Source organism: Exiguobacterium sp. N5, assembly GCF_025842465.1.
GTDB classification, from domain to species: domain Bacteria; phylum Bacillota; class Bacilli; order Exiguobacteriales; family Exiguobacteriaceae; genus Exiguobacterium; species Exiguobacterium profundum.
On record NZ_JAPAEP010000003.1, the window covers coordinates 65,804 to 90,564 of the forward strand.

A 24,761-nucleotide genomic window follows, 5' to 3' on the forward strand; every position below is an offset into this window, starting at 1 on the left:
TTTTGCTACACTATACTCATCAAAAGACGAGGTGAAAAAAATGAAAGTGCCACAGTGTGAAACGATTGGGATTCAATCAGAGGACGTTCCAACGCTACAAACCGCCTTGGCGCAATTAGATGCGCCTCGAGTCAGTCGTTTGTTTAAAGCGTTCGCTGATCCGACCCGTCTAAAAGTGCTGTATGTGTTGACGCTCGAACATGAACTATGTGTATGCGATGTGGCGGCCGTTATCGGTCACTCTAACGCGACCGCATCTCACCATTTACGGACATTACTCGAACAAGGGTTGGTAAAGTATCGTAAAGAAGGGAAAGTCGTTTATTATTCATTGGATGATGAGCATGTGAGACAGCTCGTTGAAATTGCATTGACACACAGTGAAGAACAAAAAGACGTTTAAGTTCAATGACCGTCTCCATTCGAGGGGCGGTCATTTTTTTGGTACTTGTCTTCGATTAAAATTCACGTTATGATATATTCAAATGAACGTTTGAATGTTAGGGGGATATCATGAGAAATCGAGACGTATTACCTGTGTCCGGTATTACCTGTACGAATTGTGCAGCTAAGATTGAGCGAGATGTATCGAAACGTGAAGAAGTCGCATCTTGTCAAATTGATTTTGCGACGAGTCGTATGGTGATTGAGTGGGTGGACCCGTCAAACCGTGACAAGACGCTTCAGTCGATTGAGCAGACGATGGAACGGATTGAACCGGGAGCGAAGTTTGTAAAACAAGACGACGATCAAACCGAAGAACGAGATTGGACGCTTTGGAGATTCCTTATGGCCGCTTTTATTTTTTCAATTGCCATTTGGACAGATTCGATTTTAGGATATATTGCGGCATATTCACTTGCTGGTTACGACGTCGTATACGGTGCGGTCCGGAACATATGGAACCGGGAATGGTTTGACGAGAAATTTTTAATGACCATCGCGACAATCGGGGCATTCGCCATTTCGGAATACCCGGAAGCGGTGGCGGTCATGCTGTTTTATCAACTTGGGGAATACGTGCAAGGACGGGCGGTACGCGCCTCCCGAAAATCGATTCAGTCCTTGTTGAATATGAAACCGACCCGGGCGCGTGTACTCGAGGCGGGTCAGGAAATGGAACGATTGCCGGAAGAAGTAACGGTCGGGTCACACCTCGTCATTCGTTCAGGAGAACTAGTCCCGATGGACGGATTCGTCGTGAGTGGGGCGAGCTCTTTAAATACGTCGTCATTGACTGGTGAATCCGTTCCAAGGCAAGTTAGCGCGGGCGAGGAAGTGTTGGCAGGTATGGTCAATATCGAGGGGCGTCTCATCGTTGAAACGACAAAGCTCGCGGCTGAATCAAGCCTTCAAAAAATGATTGCTCTCGTCGAAGAGGCGAATGGAAAGAAAGCAAAAACGGAACAAATGATCACGCGCTTGGCAAAAGTCTATACACCGATTGTGGTAGTCATGGCGACACTTGTCGCATTCGTTCCACCCTTGTTTGTAGGGGACTTGAATGAATGGATTTACCGGGCCTTGATTTTTCTCGTCATCAGTTGCCCTTGTGCACTTGTGATTTCAATCCCGTTAGGTTATTTCGGGGGGATCGGTTCTGGATCGAAACAAGGGATTCTTGTAAAGGGTGGCGAGTTCCTTGATACATTGACTGAAGTGGATGCAGTGGTCTTCGATAAAACAGGAACATTGACGACCGGGCGATTTGAAGTGACCGATATCGTGACGACAGACGGCATCACTAGCGATGAACTGTTACGGTTAGCTGCCCGTGTCGAACAAGCATCCAATCATCCTCTTGCGCAAGCAATCGTCCGTCGTGCCGGGGAGGTTCAATCGTTTGATTCGATTCAAGAGGAGCCGGGATATGGTCTCCGTGCACGAGATGGTGACGATGAGGTGTATGTAGGGAGTGCCCGTTACATGGAACGGTTAGGTCAAGTGATTGAAGATTCATCAATCGGGACGAATGTACACGTGATGAAGAATAATCGTTGGCTTGGACGAATCGAACTGATGGATACGGTAAAGCCGGATGCGATGGCTGCAATCGAACAATTGAAACGAATCGGAATCCAGACGGTCATGCTATCTGGAGATCGTCGAGAAGTCGCTACAAAAATTGGCAAGCAACTCGGATTGGATGAAGTACGAGGGGAGTTGCTTCCGCACGAGAAAGTGGAGGCAATCGAACGGATGGTCGGAACGCGTAAAGTTGCTTTTGTCGGGGATGGTATGAATGATGCGGCGGCTTTGGCCCGGGCAGACGTCGGTCTCGTCATGGGTGGCGTCGGAAGCGATACAGCAGTCACGGCGGCGGACGTGGTATTGATGCATGATGCGCCAACAGATGTCATTCGGGCCATTGAGTTAAGCAAACGAACGAAGCGCGTCGTCTGGCAAAATATTTTCCTTGCCTTTGGAATCAAAGCACTTGTCATGCTTTTAGGATTGTTCGGCATCGCAACGATGTGGGAAGCGGTATTTGCGGACGTGGGAGTGGCGCTTCTTGCCATCGCGAACGCGACGCGGTTACTTCGTATGACATCATGAAAGAAGTGTCTCGGTTTTGTACCTGAGACACTTCTTTTTTTATTCGATTCTGTCGTGATGCGTTTTAATGCGCAACAACATAAAGGTGAGGATGACAATAATAGCAAGAAGTAAAAAAGTGATGGTGAAAAGGACTTGTGTCAAGAAAGATACTTGATTCTCTGCCGCAATCAACTCTTTATGAATGTCTTTGTATTGCATTTGTTTGAGAGACCGTAAATCTTCTAAAATCGTTTGCCGAAGTTCTGTCATCGTTTCTGCGACAGCCGTCGCTTTCACTAAGTCGCCTTCTTCATAGATGACGAGAACGCGGTCGGCTTCCTTTTCCCAAATGGCATCTCGTTCGAGTAAATCGAGGACAGAGCTCGGTGTGTCCGGGTCATCGATGATGGATTGTTTAAGGTCTTTGGCTTGTCGAGACATGCTATAGTACATCTCTAAAAAGTGTCTGTCTTCATATGCGAGTAATCCACGGATGGCATTTGCCCGTTCGACGTTATAATACATCACGTCTTCAATCGATTCATAGGAGTCGAGTTGTTCGCCTTGAATGGTTTCGAGACGCTCATTTGTTTCTTTCAATTGAAAAATAAAAATAAAAATAATCGAAATAGATAAGATTGATAAACTGATCCATAATAAAATCCATTTTCGTTGTGACATCGTGACCCTCCTTTCTTCTACATCGTACATGATTTTGTAAAAAACGACAGAAAATATTTTTTTGAAAAAGGAAAAAACGGGGAAATGTATAATCATTAAGAGTAGTGTCTCTTGATGAGAGAAGACAATTAGATGCATAAGGAGAGTCAATATGTCAGAGAACTCGACGTTACACAAGCTGTGCCAGGTTTTACGAAACAAGCGAACCAATCTTACCTATGAGATTCCGAGTCTTTGGAATCGTATGCGTTTCCATTCCGAGCCGGTTCGAGATGGGGTGGAACGTGTCAATCCATATGATTTCTTGTTGGAAACGATTGAAAAAACGATTTTCCCGTATGCACATGAAAGTCGCGACTATCGTACTTCCATTGCGCTTGCAGACGGACATTTACAAACCGGGGGGGATTGGATCAAACGGGCATCGGTCTACTCCATGCAAGTTCGTACATCGACCTCATGGGACCATGACGGGTCGGGTTACGTTGAAAGGGAGAATTCAGTGGGAATGAAAGACACAGGCACTTTTTTGAAAGCGCTTGCATTGATTCCACATCTTCTCTATATGGGGATCGATACATTATTCCTCTTGCCGATTTCGCAACACAGCCATAAAAACAAGAAGGGTGAATTCGGTTCTCCTTATGCCGTGCAAGACTTTTTCGCAATCGATGAAGAGTTGAAGGAAACGTTAACTGGTGACGAGATGACGGTCGAAGAAGAATTTGCCGCATTCGTGGAGGCCTGTCACATGGTAGGGATTCGTGTCGTCATCGATGTCATCCCGCGGACGTGTGCCCGAGATAACCGTCTCATCTTAGAAAACCCGGAATGGTTTTACTGGATTCCCTTGACGGAAGTCGATTACTATCATCCGCCATATGTTCCGGGCATTGGGGAGAACGTCAAACCGGAATTTGCTTTCTTGCCGATGGTGTATAACTCAGAAGACGTATGGCAACACTTGCGACGGTTTTCCATGGCACCGAACTTGATTGATGCGGAGAAGTGGGATCGTGTACGTAACACGTTGCTCGAGCATCCAGAAGAAAACGTATTGGCGATGATTGAACGAGAGTTCGGCTTGACAACTGCACCTGCTTTCTCGGATTGTATCAATGACCCGCAACCACCATGGTCAGACGTAACCTATTTCCGACTTTTCTTAGACCATCCGCTTGCAGCGGCACCTTATGTGAACGATGCGAACATTGCACCTTATATCCTGTTTGACTCGATCAAATCCAATCAATTCCGAGGAAATGAGATCAATGAACCCCTTTGGGAGATGCTCGCTGATATCATTCCTCACTATCAACGGGAATACGGTATAGATGGAGCGCGTATTGATATGGGTCATGCCCTTCCGGTCGATTTAGCACAACGAATTTTGGAACAACCGCGTGCCATCGATTCGAATTTCAGCTTTATCGCTGAAGAACTCATCGAGTCCGGAGCCTGGGCGGCGAAGGACGCTGGCTATAATATGATTATCGGATATGGTTTTTATAAAGAACCGCGATTCAAGACGCATGAAACCCATCAATTCTTATACGATTCACGCTTTTTACCTCTTCCGGTATTTGCAGCAGGTGAAACGGCAGATACGCGACGACTCGCGACACGGGAAGGCGGACGAAAAGCAAGCCGTTTGTTGACGGTGTTGAACGGATTTATGCCTAATGGGGTTCCGATGACGAACTCGGGGCTCGAATTGTATGAGACACAACCGATGAACACTGGACTCGATTGTCGACCGGAAGAGGCGTATCAACTCTTCCCGACGGATCCTTATTTTGGCAAGCTTGCGTTTTTTGATGCGTATCAGTTTCATTGGGATCATCCAGAACGGGATGAAATGATTGAAGTGATGCATCAAGTGGCTGAAATTCGACGTCGATGGTTAGATGTGCTCGTGGATCCGAATCACTTTGAACCGCTCGTTTTAAATGAGCCGTTCGCCCCGTTCATTGGATTCGCTTGGTTACGACCGGAAACGAATGATACGTTGCTCATCGTAGCGAATACGAACATGGTAGATGCGCTACGAGGAGTTGTCACGCTTGATGGGGTGAGACGTCGAAATTGGAATGCGAGTCGTTTTGCGGAGATGGTCTATTCACCTGATTCGTGGCCGTATGCGGAGCATTCGTTTGATGACAATTGGAATCTCGTGGTCGATTTGAAACCGGGAGAAGTCAAAGTGTACGAGATGAGATGAAAAAACGCCTTGAACCGAATAACCGGTTCAAGGCGTTGTGTGTTTCATATAGTAAATGACAAATTCATCGAGCGGCATCGGTTTCGCATAGCGATATCCTTGCATGGAGTCACAACCGATTTTACGAAGGAACGTCTCCTGGTACTCGGTTTCGACGCCTTCGGCAACGAGTGCCATACCGAGTTGGCGTGCCATGGCGACAATGGTCGTCGTGACCATTTGATATTCGCGATTCTCTTCAAGCTGCATCGTGAACTCACGAGGAATTTTCAGTTCATCGATTGGATAACGGACGAGATATGCGAGTGAACTGTACCCTGTCCCGAAATCATCGATAGACAGCTTGATGCCGAGTGCTTTTAACTCTAAAATGCGATTTAATACACGATCCGAATGATGTGCGGCCACGGTTTCTGTCAACTCAAAATTAAGGCGTGACGGTTCAATCGGGAACCGTTTGAACAATGTTTTCAAGTAATCAATCAAGTGTTCATCAAACAACTGACGGACGGATAAGTTGACCGATAGTTTCGGTAAATGGATGTCGCCTTGTTCAAATACGTGAATCAATTGGAATGTCTCATGAATCATCCAACGACCTAAATCCTGAATATGTCCCGTTTCTTCAGCAATCGGAATGAACTGGCTTGGTGGAATGAACGCACCGTTATGTTGCCAGCGCATGAGCGCCTCTGCTCCGATGATTGCTTTCGTCGAGGCATCCACTTGAGGCTGAAGGAAAAGGGAAATCTCGCCTTTTTCAAGTGCGGTTTCAAGCCCTTCCATCAACACTTTCCGCTCTTCTTTGTCCTCCCGTAACTCTGGTTCGAACATGACGGTTTCGTCACGACCTTTGTCTTTCGCGCGATACATCGCCAAATCGGCATTCGAGAGCAAGTGCTTTAATTTTTTCCCATGCTCCGGGAAACGGACAATCCCGATCGAGGCATGGACTTCGACGAGTGTCCCGGCCATATAATACGGGGGACGATAGACAAGCCGCCGCAATCGTTCCGTCAACATCTCATCGTCTCCATGTTCCGCGACGACGATAAACTCATCGCCCCCGAGTCGCCCGGCATATTCGTTCGGCAAGAGTGCAGTCCGCAGCCGTTTTCCGATATGTTGTAATAACTGGTCACCCATATGATGACCGAATTGATCATTGATTTCTTTAAATCCATCCAAATCGGAAAACATCAATGTGAACGTACGCCCTTCCTCGATCAAGCGTTCGATTTGCTCTTGAAGTGCGTAGCGGTTATGGAGACCGGTCAAACTATCGAATTTAGCTTGATACAGAATTTGTTCTTGTTGCTCGATCATCTGGGTGATGTCTTTAGCGATAGCGTAGATGCCCTCGACTTCTCCCTCGATGATCATTGGGACGTTGACCAATTGCCAGACGCGTGTTTCCCCTTCGTCGGTCATCACACGCACATCGATTGTTCGGGGACGACCGTTCGTCAACTCTTGAAGAATGATGGTATAAGGTGCACGGTCTTTCGATTCAATGATGTCTAAGATGTTCGAGCCGAGTAGTGTTTCGGTTGTCAGTCCTAAGATAGAGCTGCCGGCCTCGTTGACAGATAACACTTCGCCATGCAAGTCAAATAAGAATATCGGTTCTGAATGGTAGGCAAAAAGCGAACGGTATTGCTGTTCACGGATTTCTAATTCATGTGCCTTGGTCGACACGGCAACTTCCAAATCTGTGTTGACGGAATGCAAGCGATGACTGATGAGTGCGTTCTGTTTGGAGACGACAAACTGACGAATGAGCAACAAGAGAACAGCATTTGCAATCATCGAGTCCATTACGGATGTTCCAAGAAGGCGATCGGAAGCGAGTAAAAACATCATGACGACCACACTATACAGCACATAATCGACAATGGAATCGTAGGCAAGTGCATCTTCCGATACATCATCGACCCAGTAGCTAATCGAGATGGTCAAGATACTACTGACTTGCAACAGATGAATCAATTCATGTGTAATTCCGGAAAAGACAACCAACGTGTTTGCAATCGAAGCGATCGTGAATCCAAGAATTCCGACGAGCAATAAAATCCGGAACTGTTGCCCGGCTGAGACGACTCGATTTAAGTAGAGGAATGCCAGCATCATATAGAGGCTAATGAGTAACATTTGCTCTTCGAATCCGCTCAACTGTGACACGAGTGAGACGTCTTGCGTTGAAAAGAACCAAATATGAAGACCACCAATCAAAAGGAAACTGAACAGGGCGAATAAATCGAACGTGCGTAGTTTCAAAGTACGAAACTCAATCGATTGCGTGATGACGATTAAAGCCATGATTAAATAAAAGAAATTTTGGAGGAACAACAAGGACTGCATATTGTCGTTGATTGAATGATAGTGCATCAGTAAGTACAGCGTGAAGCATACATTTCCTGCACTAATCAAAATATGGATAAAACGCCGCATACCTCTATGTTTAAAGATAGCTACTCCGCTAAAGCCAATCGCTGCCCCTGATATGACGAGATAATAGATGAACAACGTGATCTGTAGTAAGTCGTGCGGGGTCAAAAATAAAAATAAAAGTCCGGTAGAAAAAGTTCCGATGAGAATCGCCGGAACGTATTGGCGCAACGAGTAAACAGACAACTCATGCACCTCCTTCTTTATATGTATGGGGCTCTTATTTATTATCGGAACAGGAGAACGAAGATTACACAAAAAAATCGACAACAATCTATATTGTTGTCGAAAATTTTAGATTTACAGTGTATAGGAGTGTTCTTTAAAGTTTCCGACGACTGAATCGATTTCAGACACAGTGACAAACGCCTCAGAATCGATTTCAGACACGATTTGACGAAGGCGTGGGATTTCATTGTTCTGGACGACGACGTACAGCATTTTTTTCGAATCGTTCGAATATCCGCCTGTCGCATCCATGATGGTGACGCCCCGTTTCAAATTCTGCTTGATGACCAAATTGATTTCGTCTGCTTTTTGACAAATGATGAAGCATTGCTTTTGGGCAGCGAAGAATTTATGAATCGTAAGCAACGTACGGGATCTGACGAAGCTTAACACAAGCGCGTACATGACAGCTTTGATGTCAAAGACGATGAAGACCAACACATAGACGATGATGTCTTGTGTCAGAAAAATTTTAGGCAACGACAAGTTTCGATTATTCATATAGATGACTTTCCCTAGAATGTCGAGTCCACCGGTGGAAGCTCCTGCAAAGAGGAGAAGTGCGAGTCCAAGCCCTGAAACGATTCCGCTGAACACCGAAGCGACGAGCGGATCATCGAGTGGGGTCGGGGGAATCAAGACTGGCAAACTATCGATGAGGATAGAGGAAAGTACGACGACAATTCCTGTCATCAAGATAAATCGACGTCCCAAATATTTTAGTCCCAATAAAAAGAGTGGGATATTAAGCACGAGCTGTGTCAAACCGATGGGGGTTCCAAACAGTTCATTCGTAATCAACGTGATTCCAACGATTCCCCCAGAACCGATTTCATTTGGTTTGAGCAGTAAGCTGACAAAGACAGACTGAAGGATTGTCCCGGCAATGATGAACAGTACCGTTTCAAGGGCAACCCGTTTTCGAGATTTTGCATACATAGATAATGGCTAGGCCTGACGCCTCCTTTTTGTAAGTCTTCTGCAAGCGTACTGCTACTTTTACGTCATTTCAAGTCTCACATGTCATTATGGAATCGATCGATATCACTCGCTAATTGCTCATGTACGTAATCGATGACTTGAGCATCATCAAAAAGTCCGAGTGGGACATCGTCTGGAATCGCATCGAATGGGGAGACGAAGTATAGGATGGCCGCGACAAGTTCCTCTTGTTTATCGGGTTGCATCTCAAATTGTTCATTGTAAAGCGCGCGTAACATATTCAGCATTTGTTTCATCTGGAAGTAAAGTGTCAGTTCTTCTTCACGCTCGATGTTACTGATTTCATTGGATGCCACATCGACTGTGACTTTTGCGAGTGCGCGTTCACCTTGAACGAGCAAGTCGCCCAATTGTTCTCGGTCGCGGATGTCTTCTTTCGCTTGTTTTAAAAAATGTGTGTATGTTGTTTTCCAATCTGCCATTTGGATTCCTCCTTCTTTCTTCATCTACTAATATGCCCGTTTTTGCGCATTGGTTGCAACTTTTCCTGAAATTTAAGAAAATAAAGATAACTGAAAAGGAGGAACGATACATATGTCTAAGATTTCGATGCCGACAGAGGCAGATTTCGCACGCTATGCAGAATTAGCTGTGAAAAAAGGTGTGAACATTCAACCTGGTCAACAATTAGAAGTACGTGCTGACATCAGTCAGGCACCACTCGTCCGTCACGTGGTGAAGGCTGCTTATGCGGCCGGAGCGAAGCAAGTGTTCGTCAACTGGAGCGACGAAGAAACAGGGAAAATCCGTTATTTCAATGCACCAGCGGATTCGTTCAAAGAGTTTCCAGATTGGTTGAAGGCTCGTTTTGAGCAATTGGCTGAAGAGAAGACGGCATTCTTGTCAATCGTCAGTGATGACCCGGATGCATTGAATGGTGTGGAATCGTCACGCATTTCGGATGCAAACCGTGCAGCAGGACAAGCGCTTGCGAAGTGGCGTCAATATGTGATGAGCGACAATGTGAGCTGGTCAATCGTCGCAGGTGCGTCAGAAGCGTGGGCACAAAAAGTATTCCCGGGACGTGATGATGCGGTTGCAGCATTATGGCAAGCCATCTTCGCAGCAACGCGGATGGATCAAGAAGATGTTGTCGCGGCATGGGATACACACGATCAATCACTTCGTAGCCGTGCGAAGCTGTTGACAGAGAAGAAATATGCGAAGCTTCATTACAAAGCGCCAGGTACGGAACTGACGATTGGACTTCCGAAAAAACACGTCTTCCTTGGCGGTGGCGGTCCGAACGTCGATGGCATCGACTTTATCGCAAACATGCCGACGGAAGAGGTCTTCACGCTCGCAGATAAAGATTCTGTGGAAGGTTACGTATCGAGTACAAAACCACTCAGCTACAGCGGGAACTTGATTGATGAGTTCACTCTTTGGTTTGAAGGTGGGAAAGTCGTCAAAGCGGAGGCGAAAAAAGGGCAAGCGGCTCTCGATGAATTGTTGAATATGGATGAGGGTGCGCGTCGTATCGGTGAAGTAGCGCTCGTTCCGGATGATTCTCCAATCTCGAACTCTGGTCTTCTCTTCTATAATACGTTGTTTGATGAGAATGCATCGTGTCACTTGGCGCTCGGACGTGCGTACTCGACATGTCTCGAAGGGGGTCCTTCGATGTCACAAGAAGAGCTCGCGGCGAACGGGGCGAACGACTCGATGACACACGTTGACTTCATGATCGGGTCAGCCGAAATGAATATCGATGGTGAACGGGAAGACGGGACGCGTGAAGCAATCATGCGTGACGGGAACTGGGTCATCTAAACAAAAGAGCGAATTCCGAAAGTTACGGAATTCGCTCTTTTTACGTGCAATCGTATAGATAGCGCAGTGCGTGAGGCAAGCGGCGACGCCAGGCCGATTCGTTGTGAATCGCATTTGGTTCGACCTCATATCGGAAGGCGATTCCTTTCTGCGCGATGACGTCAATCAGTTTCGCATTCGTGAATAGGTAGTCGCTTGGAGTGATAGGCCCGCTCTCTTCATTTGTGCCAATGTCCATATATAGTTTACCGGCGAACTCAGCATGTTTCATTTCTCGGATCAATGGATCAAGATTGGCCCATGCCGCAGTGGAGAGGGAACCAACTCGTCGAATAGAAGGATAGGTCGCCATCATGTATAGAGAGATGACACCTCCCATCGAGCTCCCCATGACCCCGACATCTTCTGGGTCAGTAGCGTACTCGTTGTCAATTCGTGGTTTTAATTCGTTCATGAGCCAATCTGTATACATACGGCCTTGGCCACCGAGTGTTGGACGAGTTCTTGCCAATTCGGGTCCGATCCGTCGATACAGCATCTCATCTTCCTCATATGAATACTCATCATAACGGTCCAGCCAGTTCGGGGCGCTCGCGATGGCGACGACCATGAGCGGGAGTCGTAGTAGATCGATGCAACGATCGATTTCCCAACCTTCTCCATATGTAGCAGTGTTTCCAGAAAACACATTTTGTCCATCATGCATATACAGGACGGGAAGCGGGGTGCTGACTTCGACCCAGTCTGGTCGAAATACGCGGACAATCCGCTTTTGACCACGTACCTTCTCCGTCGGAATCGACACGTTCAATTGTTCAATCATCTTTCGTCACCTCTTTCTACTTGTATTGTGGAGAATCATGAACCAAAATACAATCGCCTGACTTGACTACCTACCGTTCGTTAGGTAAAGTGTAAGGCAAGGAGAGTGAATGACGTGAATACAAAAGATAAAATCATGCAGTCTGCTCGAACACGCTTCGCACGGGATGGTTACGAAGGGTTGTCACTAGCGGCAGTAGCGGAAGATGTAGGGATTCGCAAGGCTTCTTTATATGCCCATATCGATGGGAAGGAACAACTGTTCAAACAAGTCGTGTCAGATATGGCGAATCGTTACGAAGAAGTATGGCAGACAACTTGTGACGATACGGCTGGACGACCACCTTTAGAACGAATCGATTCGATTGTCAACACACTCACGTCATTCTTTAGTGATCATGAGACTTGGATGTTGACAAAACGAATGTTACTAGTACCTCCTCCGGAGTTTCGAGAGTATATCGAGGAAGTCATCGGTACGGTCGAAACCAAGTTAAAACGATTTGAGAAAGAGCAATTTCGACTGGCGATGGAACGTGGCGATTTACCGGTACAATCGCTCGATGAACTATATGCTGCCTACTATTGCTTTTTAGATGGCGTCTTACTATCGTTATTCACATTTGAAGAGGATCGGAATATGAGACAACAAGCTGCGTTTCGAATTTTCAAGAAAGGAGTGGGTTGGGATGAGTAAAGAGAAGAGTGCATGGATCTCCCTCCTGTTTGCAGGACTACTCGAAATCGTCTGGGCGACCACGATGAAGTTGTCTGAAGGCTTCACGATTCTAGGTCCGACATTGTGGACAATCGTGTTATTGATTCTCAGTTTCGGATTATTGGCGAAAGCGTTTCGGACGCTGCCTGCCGGTACGGGGTACGCTGTTTTTACAGGAATCGGTGCGGTCGGCACAGTCATAGTTGGCGCCTTCTTGTTTGACGAGGGGCTTAGTGGATGGAAACTAATACTTGTGGCGACGTTGATTATCGGCATCATCGGATTGAAGCAAGTGACAGGAGGGGAAGAAGCATGAGTTGGGTTTATCTGATTGGAGCGGGAATTGCTGAAATGACAGCCGTTTTCTTTATGGGGAAATCGAAAGGATACCAGATTTTAAAGTGGTCGATTGCATCAATTTTATCGTTTGCGCTCAGCTTCTATTGGTTATCAAAATCACTTGAGGTCATTCCTCTTAGTCTTGCCTATTCCATCTGGGTAGGCATCGGCGCGGCCGGCGGTGTCATTTTAGGGATGCTCTATTTGAACGAATCGAAAAATCGTTGGCGTATCTTCTTTTTGTTGATGATTATTAGTAGTGTAATCGGTTTAAAAATTGTCTCGTAAAGGATTGAAATGTGCTGAAAACGGGAATTTATTACTTCAGATTATGTGATGAAAAAAAGGGGGCGGAAAACGATGCATCTTGTCGAGTTGCAATCTGAACGTTTGCGGTTTGAACCGTATACGCTTTCTGATTTCTATTTTGTCAAATCGCTTCTCCAAGATCCACGGGTGATGCGCTTCATCAGTCCGGATGGGAGACCGTATACAGACGAACAGACGATTGAATGGTTTGAACGTCAATTGGCCCGCTATGAGACAGGACGCCAAACGGGTCTCCTGAAGCTCATGACATTTGAAAGTGATGAACCGATTGGTCACGCAGGTACGCTATTGCATGAATTGGACGGCAAAATCGAGTTGGAAGTCGGATATTGGTTGTCACCGAAGCATTGGCACATGGGATATGGTCGAGAAGCCGCCGCGCGTCTGATGCAGCATGCTTTTTCAGAGGGCGAGAAGGAGATAATTTCTCTGATTCATCCGGACAACGTTCCATCTCAACGTGTCGCCAAAGCGAATGGTCTTCACTGGGATCGAGATACACTGTACAAGGATATGCTCGTCTCCGTTTATGCGGGTGACTTGGAGCGGTTATGTCGACATATCGACCGTCAACAAATGACACGATAAAAAGTCTCTAAAAAAATAAAAAAAGTTGTTGCCAACTCAATAGTTTCTTGATATATTAATAGTGTCCTTAAGAGAGGACACGACCTGATTCTGTAGCTCAGCTGGGAGAGCGCTACCTTGACAGGGTAGAGGTCGCTGGTTCGAGCCCAGTCAGAATCACTTGGGTGCCAAACCCTCGAGAAACCCACCGGAACATGGGTTTCCGCGAAGCCACTTCTTGCGAGAAGTGGCTCTTTTTTTGTATATTGACATGGCACGAAAGCAATTGGTATATTCCTTTCAATACATAATGAAACGGGGAATGCAACATGGTGCTAACGGGTACACTCGTCAATGCCGCATTGATTGTCATCGGGGCATTGCTAGGTCTCTTATTTCACCGCATTCCGGAGCGTATGAAGGAGACGGTGACTGCGGCAATCGGGCTTGCGGTCATCTTGCTTGGGATTCAAATGGGGATGAAGAGTGAGAACTTCTTGATTGTCATCGGAAGTCTCGTCGTCGGGTCAGCGCTCGGGGAGTGGTGGAAGTTAGATGAATTATTAAATGAAGTCGGTTATCGACTTGAACGGCGACTTGGAAGTCAATCGAGTGTAGCGGAAGGATTCGTAACGGCCACACTCATTTTCGTGATCGGGGCGATGGCCATTATCGGGGCGCTCGATAGCGGGTTGCGTGGTGATCATGACGTGTTGTACACGAAAGGGTTGATTGATGGTTTTACGGCCCTCGTATTAAGTTCGACACTTGGGATTGGGGTCATGTTTTCAGCAGTTCCAGTGTTACTGTATCAGGGCGGAATCGCATTACTCGCCATTCAAATCATGAAATTCATACCGGAATCGCTCATGGACAGTTTTATTTTAGAGATGACCGCGACCGGTGGGGTCATGATTGTGGCGATTGGTCTGAACTTGGTTGGAATCACAAAAATTCGCGTGGCCAATTTATTACCGGGGATTTTAGTGGTCGCGATGATTGTCACGGTTATACATATGCTGTAAAGAAAAAAGACTGAATTCGATTCAGTCTTTTTTCGTGGTTGCATTCATTGTGGAAGGCTCTTTTCGTAGAGCTTCCGCAATGATTTTATCCCAATCGGCTGCATCGCACGCCGCTGTACAGGTAGGTTCAATTTCACATGTTGCACATTTCCCGCCTTTTGCTTTACGTGTGTAGCGGTAAAGAGAAAATGCGGCATATCCAAAAACAATGAATCCGATGAGTAGGTCAAAGAATGACATGGTATTCCTCCTTACGCAAAACCGAATAAGCGACCGACTTGATAAATGACAAGAGACACCACATAAGCGACACCTAAACCGTATAAACTGGCGAACCATGTCAACTTGGCACTACCCACTTCTCGCCGGATGACAGCGACTGTCGCCAAACAAGGGACATAAAGTAAAACGAAGGCCATGAAGCTATACGCGCTGAGTGGGGTGAAGATTGGTAATAGCGACTCCGATAAATCTGATTCGCCGACCGCATAGATGATTGCCATCGTAGACACGACCACTTCTTTTGCTAAGAATCCGGTGATGAGCGAGGCACCGGCTTGCCAAGTACCGAATCCGAGTGGGACGAGTAATGTGGCAATCATACCACCAATCATCGCCAAGAAACTGTCATTCATCGGTACATCAAAGCCGCTTGGACCTGAATAGGCGAGTAGCCAGATGAACACAGAACCACCAAAAATAAATGTACCGGCTTTTCGAACGAATCCTTTAGCTTTTTGCCAAGTGCTACGCCATAAGGTAAGTCCTTGGGGAACGCGGTATGGAGGTTGTTCGACGATGAATAAGCTCGTCTGATCTTCAGAGGCCAATGCCTTCGTAAAGATTTTCGCGGCAATCAAGGCAAGGAAAATTCCCAACATATAGAGCGAGAGGACAACGAGTGCTTGATGAGTAGAGAAGAAACTCGCCGCAAACACAGCGTAAATCGGAAGCCGGGCCGAACATGACATGAATGGTGAGATGAAGATGGTGACTAGACGTTCGCGCTCCTCTTCGACCGTTCGAGCGGCCATGATTCCAGGAACGTTACATCCGAATCCGATAATCATCGGGATGAAGCTTTTTCCATTCAATCCGACGAGTTGCATGAAACGGTCCATCACGATGGCGACTCGCGCCATATATCCGGAGTCCTCTAAAAATGAGATAAAGAAAAAGAGGACAAAGATTTGCGGAACAAAAACCAATACGCCACCGACACCTGCGATGACACCGTTTACGAGAAGGGCTTTAATGAATGGAGAAGCACCTACAGCATCTAACATCCAAACCGTTCCTGATGTGATTGGACCAGACAATAGTCCGTCTAATAAATCGGAAAGAGGTGCACCAACCCAATTAAATGTCACGTGAAATAGCGCATAGAGTACCCCGAAGAAGATGGGTAAACCTAAGATAGGATGCGTCACAACCGCATCGATGCGATCTGTCATCGTCACGTCCTGTGCATTGTGATTTTCAATGACCTGGTGTCGAATCTGTTTCGCCCAATCGCGACGACGCTCAGTGATGTGTGCGTGTGCAAAACGCCCTATAGCCGTTTCCAGTTCTTTTCGGACGGCAACAATCTCTGGAGATGATGCTTCTAAATGGTCGACGACAATCCGGTTGCCTGCTAAATATTGAATTGTAATCCAGCGATCCGTTCTCGATAGACCAGTTAAACGAAGAATGCGTGTAATCGCTTCTTCGGTCTCTGGACCATAGTTTAATTCGAAAGGTTGACGCTTCTCCATTTGAATCGATGAGAGCAAGACGTCACAACCATCACCTGTTCGTGCGGTGATCGGGAAGACATCTACTTGGAGGAGCGTTTTTAATTTGTCGAGATTAACATGCATTCCACGACTTTCTGCGACGTCGACCATGTTTAAACCGATTTGAAGCGGCCGTCCCATCTCTAGAAGTTGCAAAGTAAGTTGTAAGTTACGTTCTAATTGTGAAGCATCGACAATATTGATCATCCCGTCAAATGGTTCATGCAGTAAGAAACGGGAGACAATCGCTTCATCTGCCGAGAGCGGGTCTAAGTCATAGACACCGGGTAAATCAATTAATTGTCCGACTTTCCCATGTAACTGACCGATTTTTTGTTCGACTGTGACACCGGCCCAGTTGCCCACATGTGCGAATGAACCTGTTAATCGATTAAACAATGAAGTTTTGCCTGTATTTGGATTGCCAATCAATGCGATCCGTTGGCTCATGGTACAATCACTCCGATTTTTTCGGCATCTGATCTTCGGATGGCGATAATTTGTTGATGATCCACTTGTTCAATGGTGAGCGGTCCTGAAAAAATAGCTCTGCGCTTCACACGAACCGAGCATCCCTCGTAAAAACCAAGAGAAATCATTCGTCGGCGCAAGCGATCATCAATTTTAGTCAAATCAGATAAAATGATGGTTTGATTCAACGCGACATGTCGTAATAGACTCATAAGTAACCTTCCCCATCTTTTGATAACGATTCTCATTCGCTATCTTATCATGTCAAAAGAGAAAGTGAAATATTGATCATATAAAAAGTTATAAATAATAAATAGTAAGGTCGAGTGAACATAAAAAGAAGTGTAAACGAGTATCGTTTACACTTCTTCAATCGATTCATGATCTTCTTTGGCACTTTCGCGCAAGGCTGAAGCCATCACGTCAGCAAGATTCCGTTCACGAAGCACGCCGACACCACGGTCGGTCGGTCCGCCTGGAGCGGCCACATCGGCAATCAGTTCATTCGTCTTCCGTGTTTCATGAGACAACAACTCAGCGGAGCCTTTCATCGCTTGAGCGACAATTTGACGCGCTGTCTGTTCATCGTAACCGACATCCGTTAGGACGGGCGTCATCGCACCCACGATTTCATAGAAGAAGGCCGGGCTGCACCCGGCAGCAGCCATAAAGGCCGACATCGTCTTCGCATCGGTGACGGCCGTTCGTCCGACCCGTTCAAAGAGAGAAGTCGCTTTTGCGCGATCAGCCTCATCAGTTTCTGGACCGAACCATAGACCCGTCATCCCGCTCCGATAGGCGACAGGCGTGTTCGGCATGGCGCATACGGCTGGTAACCCTGAAGCCTCTTCTAACTGGCTCGGTTCGATATGTGCCGCGACCGAGACGAGTAACGGTGTCTTCCATTCTTTCGATTCTACATATGGCATGACGCCATCTGGTTGCATCGCTAATACGACGATGTCATAGTCGTTCACGTTTTCGTCCTCGACGATTTGAACGCCGAGTTCATCTTGTAGGAAGAGTAAACGCTCCCGGTCACTTCGGTTTGTCATTGTGATGTGTGTCGGTTCGATGCCCGAGTCGATCCACCCGCGAACGAGTGCCTCGCTCATCGATCCTGCACCGACCATTAGTAGTTGATTCATCATTCGTCACCTCTTCTTTTCGATTCGGTCAATAGTTATGTTGACTATCATAACAAACATACTCTCGAATATCGCCCATCCTGCTCATTTGTAAAGAGATGGAAAACGATTTGACATAGGAATCGACGAACATGACAAACGTTTCAAATCGCGCTATGATGGCACTAATTCAAAAGAGTGAGGCGAAATCGTGTGAAACGTGTACTAGTAAAAGGGATTCAAGGTTATCAGCGTTTTATTTCACCATTAAAGCCGCCAACGTGCCGATTTTATCCGAGCTGTTCGCACTACGGAATCGAAGCAATCGAAAAACATGGGGCTGTCAAAGGCAGTTATTTAACCGCTCGCCGACTCATTCGCTGTCAGCCGTTTCATCCAGGCGGGCTCGATTATGTTCCGGATACATTTGATTGGAAAGCGCCTTTACAACGAGAGAAACCTGAGTCACAGCGAGACGATTGAGTTCGTCTCGCTGTTTTTGTACAGAACAAACAATGAATCAGTTGTTTTAGTACAATACTTTTGCATTGTTCTAAGTATTCTGAAAAAATAGAGGTGTACACTATTTTTCGGGGGAAGGGGATACTTTGTATGGGGCAATCATTTAGTGAATGGGTGAGTACGGCATCCAACTTTGTATGGGGACCACCGCTCTTGATTTTGCTTGTGGGGACAGGCATTTACTTGACGGTGCGTCTAGGTGGGATTCAAATCACCAAATTACCGTATGCGTTGAAATTGGCGTTTTCGAAAAATCAGGATCAATCCTCTAAAGGGGACATCAGTCACTTCCAGGCGCTCATGACTGCTCTGGCGGCGACCGTCGGTACGGGGAATATCGTCGGGGTGTCGACAGCGGTCGTATTAGGAGGACCGGGAGCCATCGTATGGATGTGGGTGTCCGGTTTCTTTGGGATGGCAACGAAATACGCAGAGGCAGTTCTTGCCGTGAAGTATCGGGTCACTGATGAGCGCGGTCAAATGGCTGGTGGACCGATGTACTATCTAGAACGAGGGTTGAATCAACGATGGTTAGCGGTAGCATTTGCTGCATTCGCATCGATTGCGGCGTTCGGTATTGGAAACGGGGTCCAAACGAACTCGGTCGCGCTTGCGCTCAAAACAACGTTTGACGTACCACTATACATATCAGGGATTCTCATTATGATTTTTACAGGAGCGGTCATTCTCGGAGGCGTGCGTTCCATCGGGAAAGTAGTCAGTTACTTCGTCCCCGTCATGATTGCCTTCTACTTAGGTAGCGGTCTTTTAATTATGGTGATGAATTACTCGCTGATTCCGGATGCGTTCGCACTCATCTTCAGCAGTACGTTCAGTGCAGAAGCAATCGGTGGAGGGGCCATCGGAGCTGCCATTCGATACGGGGTGGCACGTGGTGTCTTCTCGAACGAAGCAGGTCTTGGCTCTGCTCCGATCGCAGCAGCGGCAGCGAAAACAGATATGCCGGGTCGTCAGGCGCTCGTCTCGATGACTCAAGTCTTCTTGGACACGCTTGTCGTCTGTTCGGTGACAGGATTGACACTCGTCATGGGTGGTCAAATCGGGACAGGACTTGAAGGGGTCGAATTGACTTCAGCTACATTTGAACTGTTCCTCGGACCAGCCGGCGGTTATATTGTCACAATCGGGCTCGTTTTGTTCGCCTATTCGACCGTGCTCGGTTGGTCGTATTACGGCGAACGCTCCATCCATTACTTGTTCGGACAAAAGTCGATTCTTCCCTATCGGATTGCTTTTGTACTCGTCGCGGGACTCGGTGCCATGACGACGAACTTGAACTTGGTATGGGCGTTATCGGATGTCTTCAACGGCTTAATGGCCATCCCGAACTTGATTGGTCTCTTGTTCTTGTCGGGTGTTGTCATTGCCGAGACGAAGCGTTTCAACCAACAGCTTGAAATTGAAAATCGAAAAGTTTCCTAAACGGAAGGACGCCATCCTTATGAATCAGAGGGTGGCGTCTTTTGTTTTGCTTCTAATTCATCGAGTCGTGCTTTTTGTAAATGATCAAACACTTTTGTGATAAAGCCAACCATGATGCCCACCCCAGTCAATACATATCCGATTGTGAATATTTTTCCGATGTCGGTCTGAGGGGCAAAATCACCATATCCGATGGTAGTCAGGGTGATGACACTGAAGTAAAGTGCGTCCAACCAACGCATCTCCTCGAACCGTGTGTAAAAAAGTGTACCGGATAGGACAGTGAGAAAGGCAAGACTGAATAAGACTTGGAACTCAGGTTCGCGGAGGCCACGCCAGATTCCGCGTACAATTCGACGCAATGTCAGTAAGAACGGCAACATGTCACTCGCTCCTTTCGATATTAGGTTTGTTCGCTAAAAACGGGGGAACATCCTTTATAGTTCGAGAAAAGAGAAAGGGTGAGTTGGATGGGGAAAGTCATACCGAAACAAGAAGGACTCGACCATAGTGTCGATTTTTTACGGGAAGGATATCTATTTGTTGCGAATCGTCGCAAAAGTTTTCAATCAAATATCTTTGAAACACGTTTGCTCGGGGAGCGCGTGATTTGTCTTGGGGGCGAAGAGGCTGCCGAGGTGTTCTATGATGCAGACAAATTCATGCGTCAGAATGCGGCGCCAAAACGTCTATTGAAAACCTTGTTTGGAGAAGATGGGGTCCAAACACTAGATGGTGCGGCTCATACGCATCGAAAACATATGTTCATGTCATTGATGACAAAAGAAAATATAGATCGATTGCTCCGCTTGACATATCGAGAGTGGAACCAGATTGAACGAATGGGAGAGGAGGTCGTCTTATACGATATTGCGCAACAAGTGTTGATGAAGGCCGTATGTGAATGGTCGGGAGTTCCACTTGCGAAAGAAGAAGTTGGGAAGCGCACTGAAGAGATGAGGTTATTATTTGAATCGGGTACGTCTCTTGGTCCCACGTATTTACAAGGTCGGAAGGCACGAAGTTCCGCTGAAGCCTGGATTCGTCAGATGGTAAAAGAAGTGCGGTCGAATCGATTATTGCCGAACGAACATACGGCGCTGTACGAATTTTCGTGGCACCGAGATGAATCCGGAGAGTTATTACCTGAAGACGTCGTGGCGGTCGAAGTATTGAACATTTTACGCCCGACTGTCGCAATCTCGGTGTATGTCCTCTTCACTGTCTTAGCTTTACATCAGTTCCCGGATGTAAAAGAGCAGGTAGAGCGGGGAGAGGTCTCGAAAACAGAATTTGTTCAGGAAGTGAGACGGTTTTATCCATTTTTCCCTGTAGCGGCAGCTCGTGTCAAAACCGATTTTGAATGGGACGGCTATGCATTTTCGGAAGGGACGCTGACGCTTCTTGATTTGTACGGTACGAATCATGATTCCTCTATTTGGACGGAGCCGGATCGATTCGATCCCTCTCGTTTCAAAGATTGGAACGAGAGTCCGTTTAACTTTATTCCGCAAGGTGGGGGAGATGTAGATTTTGGACATCGATGTGCCGGTGAACATGTGACCATTGCAATTCTTGGACAAGTCATTGAGTTGTTTACTAAGGAATACGCCTACACGGTCCCACCTCAAGACTTGAGCTATAGTTTTGTAGACATGCCGAGTCTGCCGAAAAGTAAATTGCGATTGACTCATCTAACTCGAAACCAATAAAAAAGTCGCCTACTCGATGGGAGTAGGCGACTTTGAATTTACTTCGTTTGCAAATTTAGGCGTTTGGAGATGGGACGAATCGAGACCGATGAATCGATCATTCGATTATCCCGTTTCGGTTCATCGGTACATTCAATCTGCCAGTCGGTGTCATGAAGCTCTTTTAGTCCGACGGCGATGTCGTATAGGGAATAGTTCGCATTTCCGTTTAACTGATAGATGCCCGGTCCACGTTTAGTCAAAATTTCAAATAGCGCGTCTGCCGTGTCTACTAAAAATGAACATGATGGATACCAATGCTCACTCGCTTGGATGACCCCTCGTTGCTTCATTTCGTTCGTAAAATAGTCCATCATATTATTCGATCCGGCCTCATCCCCGATTTGCCATCCGAGACGAACGATTTGAGCACCAGGATTGGCGTTCATAATCGCACGTTCGCACTCACGCTTATACTTTCCATAGTCATCCTCGGCATCTGGTAGCGTATCTGGGGAAATCGGTCCGGTCACTTCATCTGAAAAAATTGAAACCGTGCTCGTGAACAGGAAAGGGATTTTCGCCTCACCACATAAACGAGCGAGCGTCTCGGCCCACTCCACCGCGCCCATACCGATATGTAAAAAGTAGTTCGGTCGGATGCGCTCGATGAATTCTCGCATTTCCTCTTCGTTTGTCGTGGACACTTGCTCGCGATTCCACGCAATCCCTTCAATTCCATGGCGCTGCAACGTTTCGGCAACAACGGGTGCCACTGTACCGTTCATTCCTGTAAGAATAGCTTTCATTTCGATTCGCCCCTTTCACTCTATATGATGCCACAAAACGAGTGTGGACAAACAACCGATGTGCCGGGCTATGCTAGACTGGATGATGGAGGGATTAATCATGAATATTCGACAAGCAACCAAACAAGATAGTAAACAAATTGCACCACTCATGTATCAAGCGATCCATGAGATTGCGTACACATTGACAGCATCAACGGATACGACTGAGGTATTGGAGCGACTAGCGATGTGGGTAGAGAAACCAAATAACCGCTTGAGTCACGAAAACATCTGGGTGGCGGATTTTGAAGGAGAAGTTGCCGGAATGATCATCTCGTATCGTGGGGATAAGGCAGAAGAATTGGATCGACCGATTCGAGAATGGTTGACGGCGCATGGAAGTGGAGAAGAGGTGGACGTTGAAACGGAAGGTTATGTCCAATACATTGATTCACTGGCTGTCGCAGAGGCGTATGGAGGTCGTGGAATCGGGACGAAGTTAATCGAACACGTTTGTCTCGTTGCGAAAGAACGCGGTGTGCCCGCCGTCACATTGAACGTGGATCAAGAAAATCCTGCGGCACATCGCTTATACACACGTCTCGGCTTCCATAAGGAAAAAGAAATCAACATTTCTGGGGCGAGATTTGACTATATGATCAAAGAAATCAATTCGACTCCTTTCTCAGTCTAAAAGCGGATGCGCAAACTTCTTTTCTCGACTATACTAAGTGCTTGAGGAAAGATATACGTAAAGGAGATACATTATGGAGTGGAAGAACATTTGGCGAGGGATGGCCATGGGGACGAGTGATTTAATCCCTGGTGTAAGCGGCGGTACCATTGCAGTCATTTTAGGCATCTACGATCAACTCATCGAAGCGATTAGCGGCGTATTTAGCCGATATTGGAAAAAATATATCGGGTTCTTGATTCCATTGGCAATTGGAATGGGGACAGCCATTATCGCACTGAGTCGAGTTATTGAATACTTATTGCTGGAGTATTATGCACCGACACAATTTTTCTTTATCGGATTGATTTTAGGGATTATTCCACTTCTATTCGTGGAATTTAAATCACGCGCATCGATTCGTCCGGTTCATGTTATTGCTATGGTTGTCGCAACGATACTCGTTGCGAGTATGGCATTCTTGAATCCGGTTGATTCGTCTATTATGACGGACGTGACGTTCGGGACGGCACTTCTCTTATTCTTCTCCGGTTGGTTGGGCAGCATGGCGATGTTGCTTCCTGGAATTAGCGGTTCATTCGTCTTGTTGTTAATTGGCGTTTATCCAACCGTCATCAGCGCCATCTCAAACTTCAATCTGTTGATTATTGGGATTGTCGGTGCTGGAGTGGCCGTCGGCTTTATTGTAAGTAGTAAAGTCATTCGTTACTTGTTGGCGAATTTTCCGGGAATGACGTTCTCCGTCATCATCGGATTGGTCATTGGCTCACTCGCCGTCGTGTTTCCGGGTGTACCAGCTTCCGGAGTCATGTGGATACTCAGTATCGTCGCATTCATCGCGGGGGTCATCGTCGTCCGATTACTCAGCAAATATTCTGTCTAAATGAAAAAGGAGTCCAGCGATGAGCCGGACTCCTTTTTAATAGATGAAGGGGAAGAGGCGCTTGCGCGTCTTCGACCAGGATTGGTAAGACTGACCGAAATGGCGAATGAGCATACCTTCCTCGATTCGAATGCGGTACAGTAATGCAAGCGAGGTGAGACCCGCACCAATCAAGGCGATTCCCCAATGAATAAAGTATAGCGAGAATCCGAACGTAATCAATAACAACCCTGTGTAAAGAGGGTGGCGTAAGTAACGATACGGTCCCGAGCTGACGAGTTCGTCTTCTGGTCGGACGACGACATGTCGTGTGAATTGATGACGTAAGTGTAAAATCCCCCAATAACGTAACGACACGCCGGCTATGTAAAAAGTAAGTCCGATGATTCGTTGAACTGTCGAAGGCTGTGATTCGAAAACAAGCGAAGAGATCATAGACAACACGAAGACGCCAATCATCGTCGTCGCTACAAAGTAAAAGCTCTTCCGCTCGACAGCCCCGTCTGTTGCCTCTTTTCGGTTACGAAATCGCCACGTCTCAACTAGCCAAAAAAATGATACGACGATTAATAGGACATCCATCCAATTCATCACGCACATCCTCCCTTTTGATTCATGTTTCATTACCCGACCTACGCATAAGAAAAACCAAATCCATCAGGGCGATAT

Annotated in this window: 26 protein-coding genes and 1 tRNA gene; 15 read left to right on the forward strand and 12 right to left on the reverse strand. The window is 46.7% G+C overall.

The genetic code is table 11. The features are described 5' to 3' along the window. Positions 1 to 40: 40 nt before the first annotated feature. Both OKS35_RS12800 and OKS35_RS12805 read left to right on the forward strand, forming a co-directional pair. Positions 41 to 403, forward strand: coding sequence for an ArsR/SmtB family transcription factor (locus OKS35_RS12800; RefSeq protein ID WP_015880762.1), 363 nt, complete (start codon positions 41 to 43; stop codon positions 401 to 403). A 110-nt stretch (positions 404 to 513) separates the two neighbouring features. Then, positions 514 to 2,556, forward strand: coding sequence for a heavy metal translocating P-type ATPase (locus OKS35_RS12805; protein WP_264093200.1), 2,043 nt, complete (start codon positions 514 to 516; stop codon positions 2,554 to 2,556). 39 nt (positions 2,557 to 2,595) lie between these two features. On the opposite strand, the gene OKS35_RS12810 is transcribed toward OKS35_RS12805, so the two are convergent. Further along, positions 2,596 to 3,219: a hypothetical protein gene (locus tag OKS35_RS12810; RefSeq protein ID WP_078146294.1), complete on the reverse strand. Its 624-nt coding sequence runs from the start codon at positions 3,217 to 3,219 to the stop codon at positions 2,596 to 2,598. Between the two features lie 151 nt (positions 3,220 to 3,370). Here OKS35_RS12810 and OKS35_RS12815 point away from each other — a divergent pair, with 151 nt between their 5' ends. After that, positions 3,371 to 5,440, forward strand: a complete 2,070-nt coding sequence (locus OKS35_RS12815; RefSeq protein WP_264093201.1) for an alpha-amylase — start codon at positions 3,371 to 3,373, stop codon at positions 5,438 to 5,440. 27 nt (positions 5,441 to 5,467) lie between these two features. Here the strand turns inward: OKS35_RS12815 and OKS35_RS12820 are convergent, their stop codons facing one another. From OKS35_RS12820 to OKS35_RS12830, 3 genes are all read right to left on the reverse strand, one after another. After that, complete coding sequence (locus OKS35_RS12820) at positions 5,468 to 8,074, reverse strand: putative bifunctional diguanylate cyclase/phosphodiesterase (RefSeq protein ID WP_264093203.1); 2,607 nt, start codon at positions 8,072 to 8,074, stop codon at positions 5,468 to 5,470. A gap of 114 nt (positions 8,075 to 8,188) precedes the next feature. Then, positions 8,189 to 9,055 carry a YitT family protein gene (locus tag OKS35_RS12825; protein WP_015880767.1) on the reverse strand — a complete coding sequence of 289 codons (867 nt, stop codon included), beginning with the start codon at positions 9,053 to 9,055 and terminating at the stop codon, positions 8,189 to 8,191. A gap of 77 nt (positions 9,056 to 9,132) precedes the next feature. Beyond that, on the reverse strand, positions 9,133 to 9,540 hold the full coding sequence (locus OKS35_RS12830) for a YkvA family protein (RefSeq protein WP_074037788.1): 408 nt from the start codon (positions 9,538 to 9,540) through the stop codon (positions 9,133 to 9,135). A gap of 112 nt (positions 9,541 to 9,652) precedes the next feature. On the opposite strand from OKS35_RS12830, the gene OKS35_RS12835 reads away from it, so the two are divergent. Next, a complete protein-coding gene (locus OKS35_RS12835; protein WP_208606717.1) occupies positions 9,653 to 10,891 on the forward strand; it encodes an aminopeptidase in 1,239 nt (412 codons plus the stop codon). Between the two features lie 40 nt (positions 10,892 to 10,931). Here the strand turns inward: OKS35_RS12835 and OKS35_RS12840 are convergent, their stop codons facing one another. Continuing rightward, positions 10,932 to 11,714 carry an alpha/beta hydrolase gene (locus OKS35_RS12840; RefSeq protein ID WP_264093205.1) on the reverse strand — a complete coding sequence of 261 codons (783 nt, stop codon included), beginning with the start codon at positions 11,712 to 11,714 and terminating at the stop codon, positions 10,932 to 10,934. A gap of 114 nt (positions 11,715 to 11,828) precedes the next feature. Here OKS35_RS12840 and OKS35_RS12845 point away from each other — a divergent pair, with 114 nt between their 5' ends. From OKS35_RS12845 to OKS35_RS12870, 6 genes are all read left to right on the forward strand, one after another. Further along, positions 11,829 to 12,410 carry a TetR/AcrR family transcriptional regulator gene (locus OKS35_RS12845; RefSeq protein ID WP_264093206.1) on the forward strand — a complete coding sequence of 194 codons (582 nt, stop codon included), beginning with the start codon at positions 11,829 to 11,831 and terminating at the stop codon, positions 12,408 to 12,410. Further along, positions 12,403 to 12,747: a DMT family transporter gene (locus tag OKS35_RS12850; protein ID WP_074037785.1), complete on the forward strand. Its 345-nt coding sequence runs from the start codon at positions 12,403 to 12,405 to the stop codon at positions 12,745 to 12,747. The genes OKS35_RS12845 and OKS35_RS12850 overlap by 8 nt, the downstream gene beginning before the upstream one ends. Next, the gene (locus OKS35_RS12855) at positions 12,744 to 13,058 is read left to right on the forward strand and encodes a DMT family transporter (RefSeq protein WP_159563525.1); all 315 of its coding nucleotides are present in this window, start codon (positions 12,744 to 12,746) and stop codon (positions 13,056 to 13,058) included. Before OKS35_RS12850 ends, OKS35_RS12855 begins: the two co-directional genes overlap by 4 nt. A gap of 72 nt (positions 13,059 to 13,130) precedes the next feature. Then, the gene (locus tag OKS35_RS12860) at positions 13,131 to 13,688 is read left to right on the forward strand and encodes a GNAT family N-acetyltransferase (protein ID WP_084543120.1); all 558 of its coding nucleotides are present in this window, start codon (positions 13,131 to 13,133) and stop codon (positions 13,686 to 13,688) included. An 86-nt stretch (positions 13,689 to 13,774) separates the two neighbouring features. Then, positions 13,775 to 13,847, forward strand: a tRNA-Val gene (locus tag OKS35_RS12865). Positions 13,848 to 13,996: 149 nt separating this feature from the next. After that, positions 13,997 to 14,692: a DUF554 domain-containing protein gene (locus OKS35_RS12870; protein ID WP_159563526.1), complete on the forward strand. Its 696-nt coding sequence runs from the start codon at positions 13,997 to 13,999 to the stop codon at positions 14,690 to 14,692. Positions 14,693 to 14,713: 21 nt separating this feature from the next. Here OKS35_RS12870 and OKS35_RS12875 read toward each other — a convergent pair whose 3' ends face one another. The 4 genes from OKS35_RS12875 to OKS35_RS12890 form a co-directional block, all read right to left on the reverse strand. Continuing rightward, on the reverse strand, positions 14,714 to 14,932 hold the full coding sequence (locus OKS35_RS12875; RefSeq protein WP_035387786.1) for a FeoB-associated Cys-rich membrane protein: 219 nt from the start codon (positions 14,930 to 14,932) through the stop codon (positions 14,714 to 14,716). Between the two features lie 11 nt (positions 14,933 to 14,943). Beyond that, complete coding sequence (gene feoB / locus OKS35_RS12880; RefSeq protein WP_264093207.1) at positions 14,944 to 16,920, reverse strand: ferrous iron transport protein B; 1,977 nt, start codon at positions 16,918 to 16,920, stop codon at positions 14,944 to 14,946. Beyond that, positions 16,917 to 17,153 (reverse strand): FeoA family protein, encoded by a 237-nt coding sequence (locus tag OKS35_RS12885; protein WP_264093208.1) that lies wholly within the window; start codon positions 17,151 to 17,153, stop codon positions 16,917 to 16,919. The genes feoB and OKS35_RS12885 overlap by 4 nt, the downstream gene beginning before the upstream one ends. 147 nt (positions 17,154 to 17,300) lie before the next feature. Then, a complete protein-coding gene (locus OKS35_RS12890; RefSeq protein WP_264093209.1) occupies positions 17,301 to 18,089 on the reverse strand; it encodes a pyrroline-5-carboxylate reductase family protein in 789 nt (262 codons plus the stop codon). Positions 18,090 to 18,281: 192 nt separating this feature from the next. Between OKS35_RS12890 and yidD the strand changes: the two genes are divergently transcribed. Both yidD and OKS35_RS12900 read left to right on the forward strand, forming a co-directional pair. Then, entirely contained in the window at positions 18,282 to 18,551 is a 270-nt protein-coding gene (gene yidD, locus OKS35_RS12895) for a membrane protein insertion efficiency factor YidD (RefSeq protein WP_015880777.1), read from the forward strand. A 129-nt stretch (positions 18,552 to 18,680) separates the two neighbouring features. Next, a complete protein-coding gene (locus tag OKS35_RS12900; protein WP_074037781.1) occupies positions 18,681 to 20,033 on the forward strand; it encodes an alanine/glycine:cation symporter family protein in 1,353 nt (450 codons plus the stop codon). Positions 20,034 to 20,050: 17 nt separating this feature from the next. Here OKS35_RS12900 and OKS35_RS12905 read toward each other — a convergent pair whose 3' ends face one another. Then, positions 20,051 to 20,416: a potassium channel family protein gene (locus tag OKS35_RS12905; RefSeq protein ID WP_159563530.1), complete on the reverse strand. Its 366-nt coding sequence runs from the start codon at positions 20,414 to 20,416 to the stop codon at positions 20,051 to 20,053. Between the two features lie 87 nt (positions 20,417 to 20,503). Here OKS35_RS12905 and OKS35_RS12910 point away from each other — a divergent pair, with 87 nt between their 5' ends. Continuing rightward, positions 20,504 to 21,745: a cytochrome P450 gene (locus OKS35_RS12910; RefSeq protein WP_264093210.1), complete on the forward strand. Its 1,242-nt coding sequence runs from the start codon at positions 20,504 to 20,506 to the stop codon at positions 21,743 to 21,745. 38 nt (positions 21,746 to 21,783) lie between these two features. Here OKS35_RS12910 and OKS35_RS12915 read toward each other — a convergent pair whose 3' ends face one another. Continuing rightward, the gene (locus tag OKS35_RS12915) at positions 21,784 to 22,533 is read right to left on the reverse strand and encodes a sugar nucleotide-binding protein (RefSeq protein WP_074037778.1); all 750 of its coding nucleotides are present in this window, start codon (positions 22,531 to 22,533) and stop codon (positions 21,784 to 21,786) included. Between the two features lie 100 nt (positions 22,534 to 22,633). On the opposite strand from OKS35_RS12915, the gene OKS35_RS12920 reads away from it, so the two are divergent. Both OKS35_RS12920 and OKS35_RS12925 read left to right on the forward strand, forming a co-directional pair. Further along, on the forward strand, positions 22,634 to 23,209 hold the full coding sequence (locus OKS35_RS12920) for a GNAT family N-acetyltransferase (protein ID WP_074037777.1): 576 nt from the start codon (positions 22,634 to 22,636) through the stop codon (positions 23,207 to 23,209). A gap of 73 nt (positions 23,210 to 23,282) precedes the next feature. Continuing rightward, positions 23,283 to 24,092 carry a DUF368 domain-containing protein gene (locus OKS35_RS12925; RefSeq protein WP_015880783.1) on the forward strand — a complete coding sequence of 270 codons (810 nt, stop codon included), beginning with the start codon at positions 23,283 to 23,285 and terminating at the stop codon, positions 24,090 to 24,092. A gap of 36 nt (positions 24,093 to 24,128) precedes the next feature. On the opposite strand, the gene OKS35_RS12930 is transcribed toward OKS35_RS12925, so the two are convergent. Beyond that, positions 24,129 to 24,683, reverse strand: coding sequence for a methyltransferase family protein (locus OKS35_RS12930; protein ID WP_074037776.1), 555 nt, complete (start codon positions 24,681 to 24,683; stop codon positions 24,129 to 24,131). Between the last annotated feature and the right edge of the window lie 78 nt (positions 24,684 to 24,761).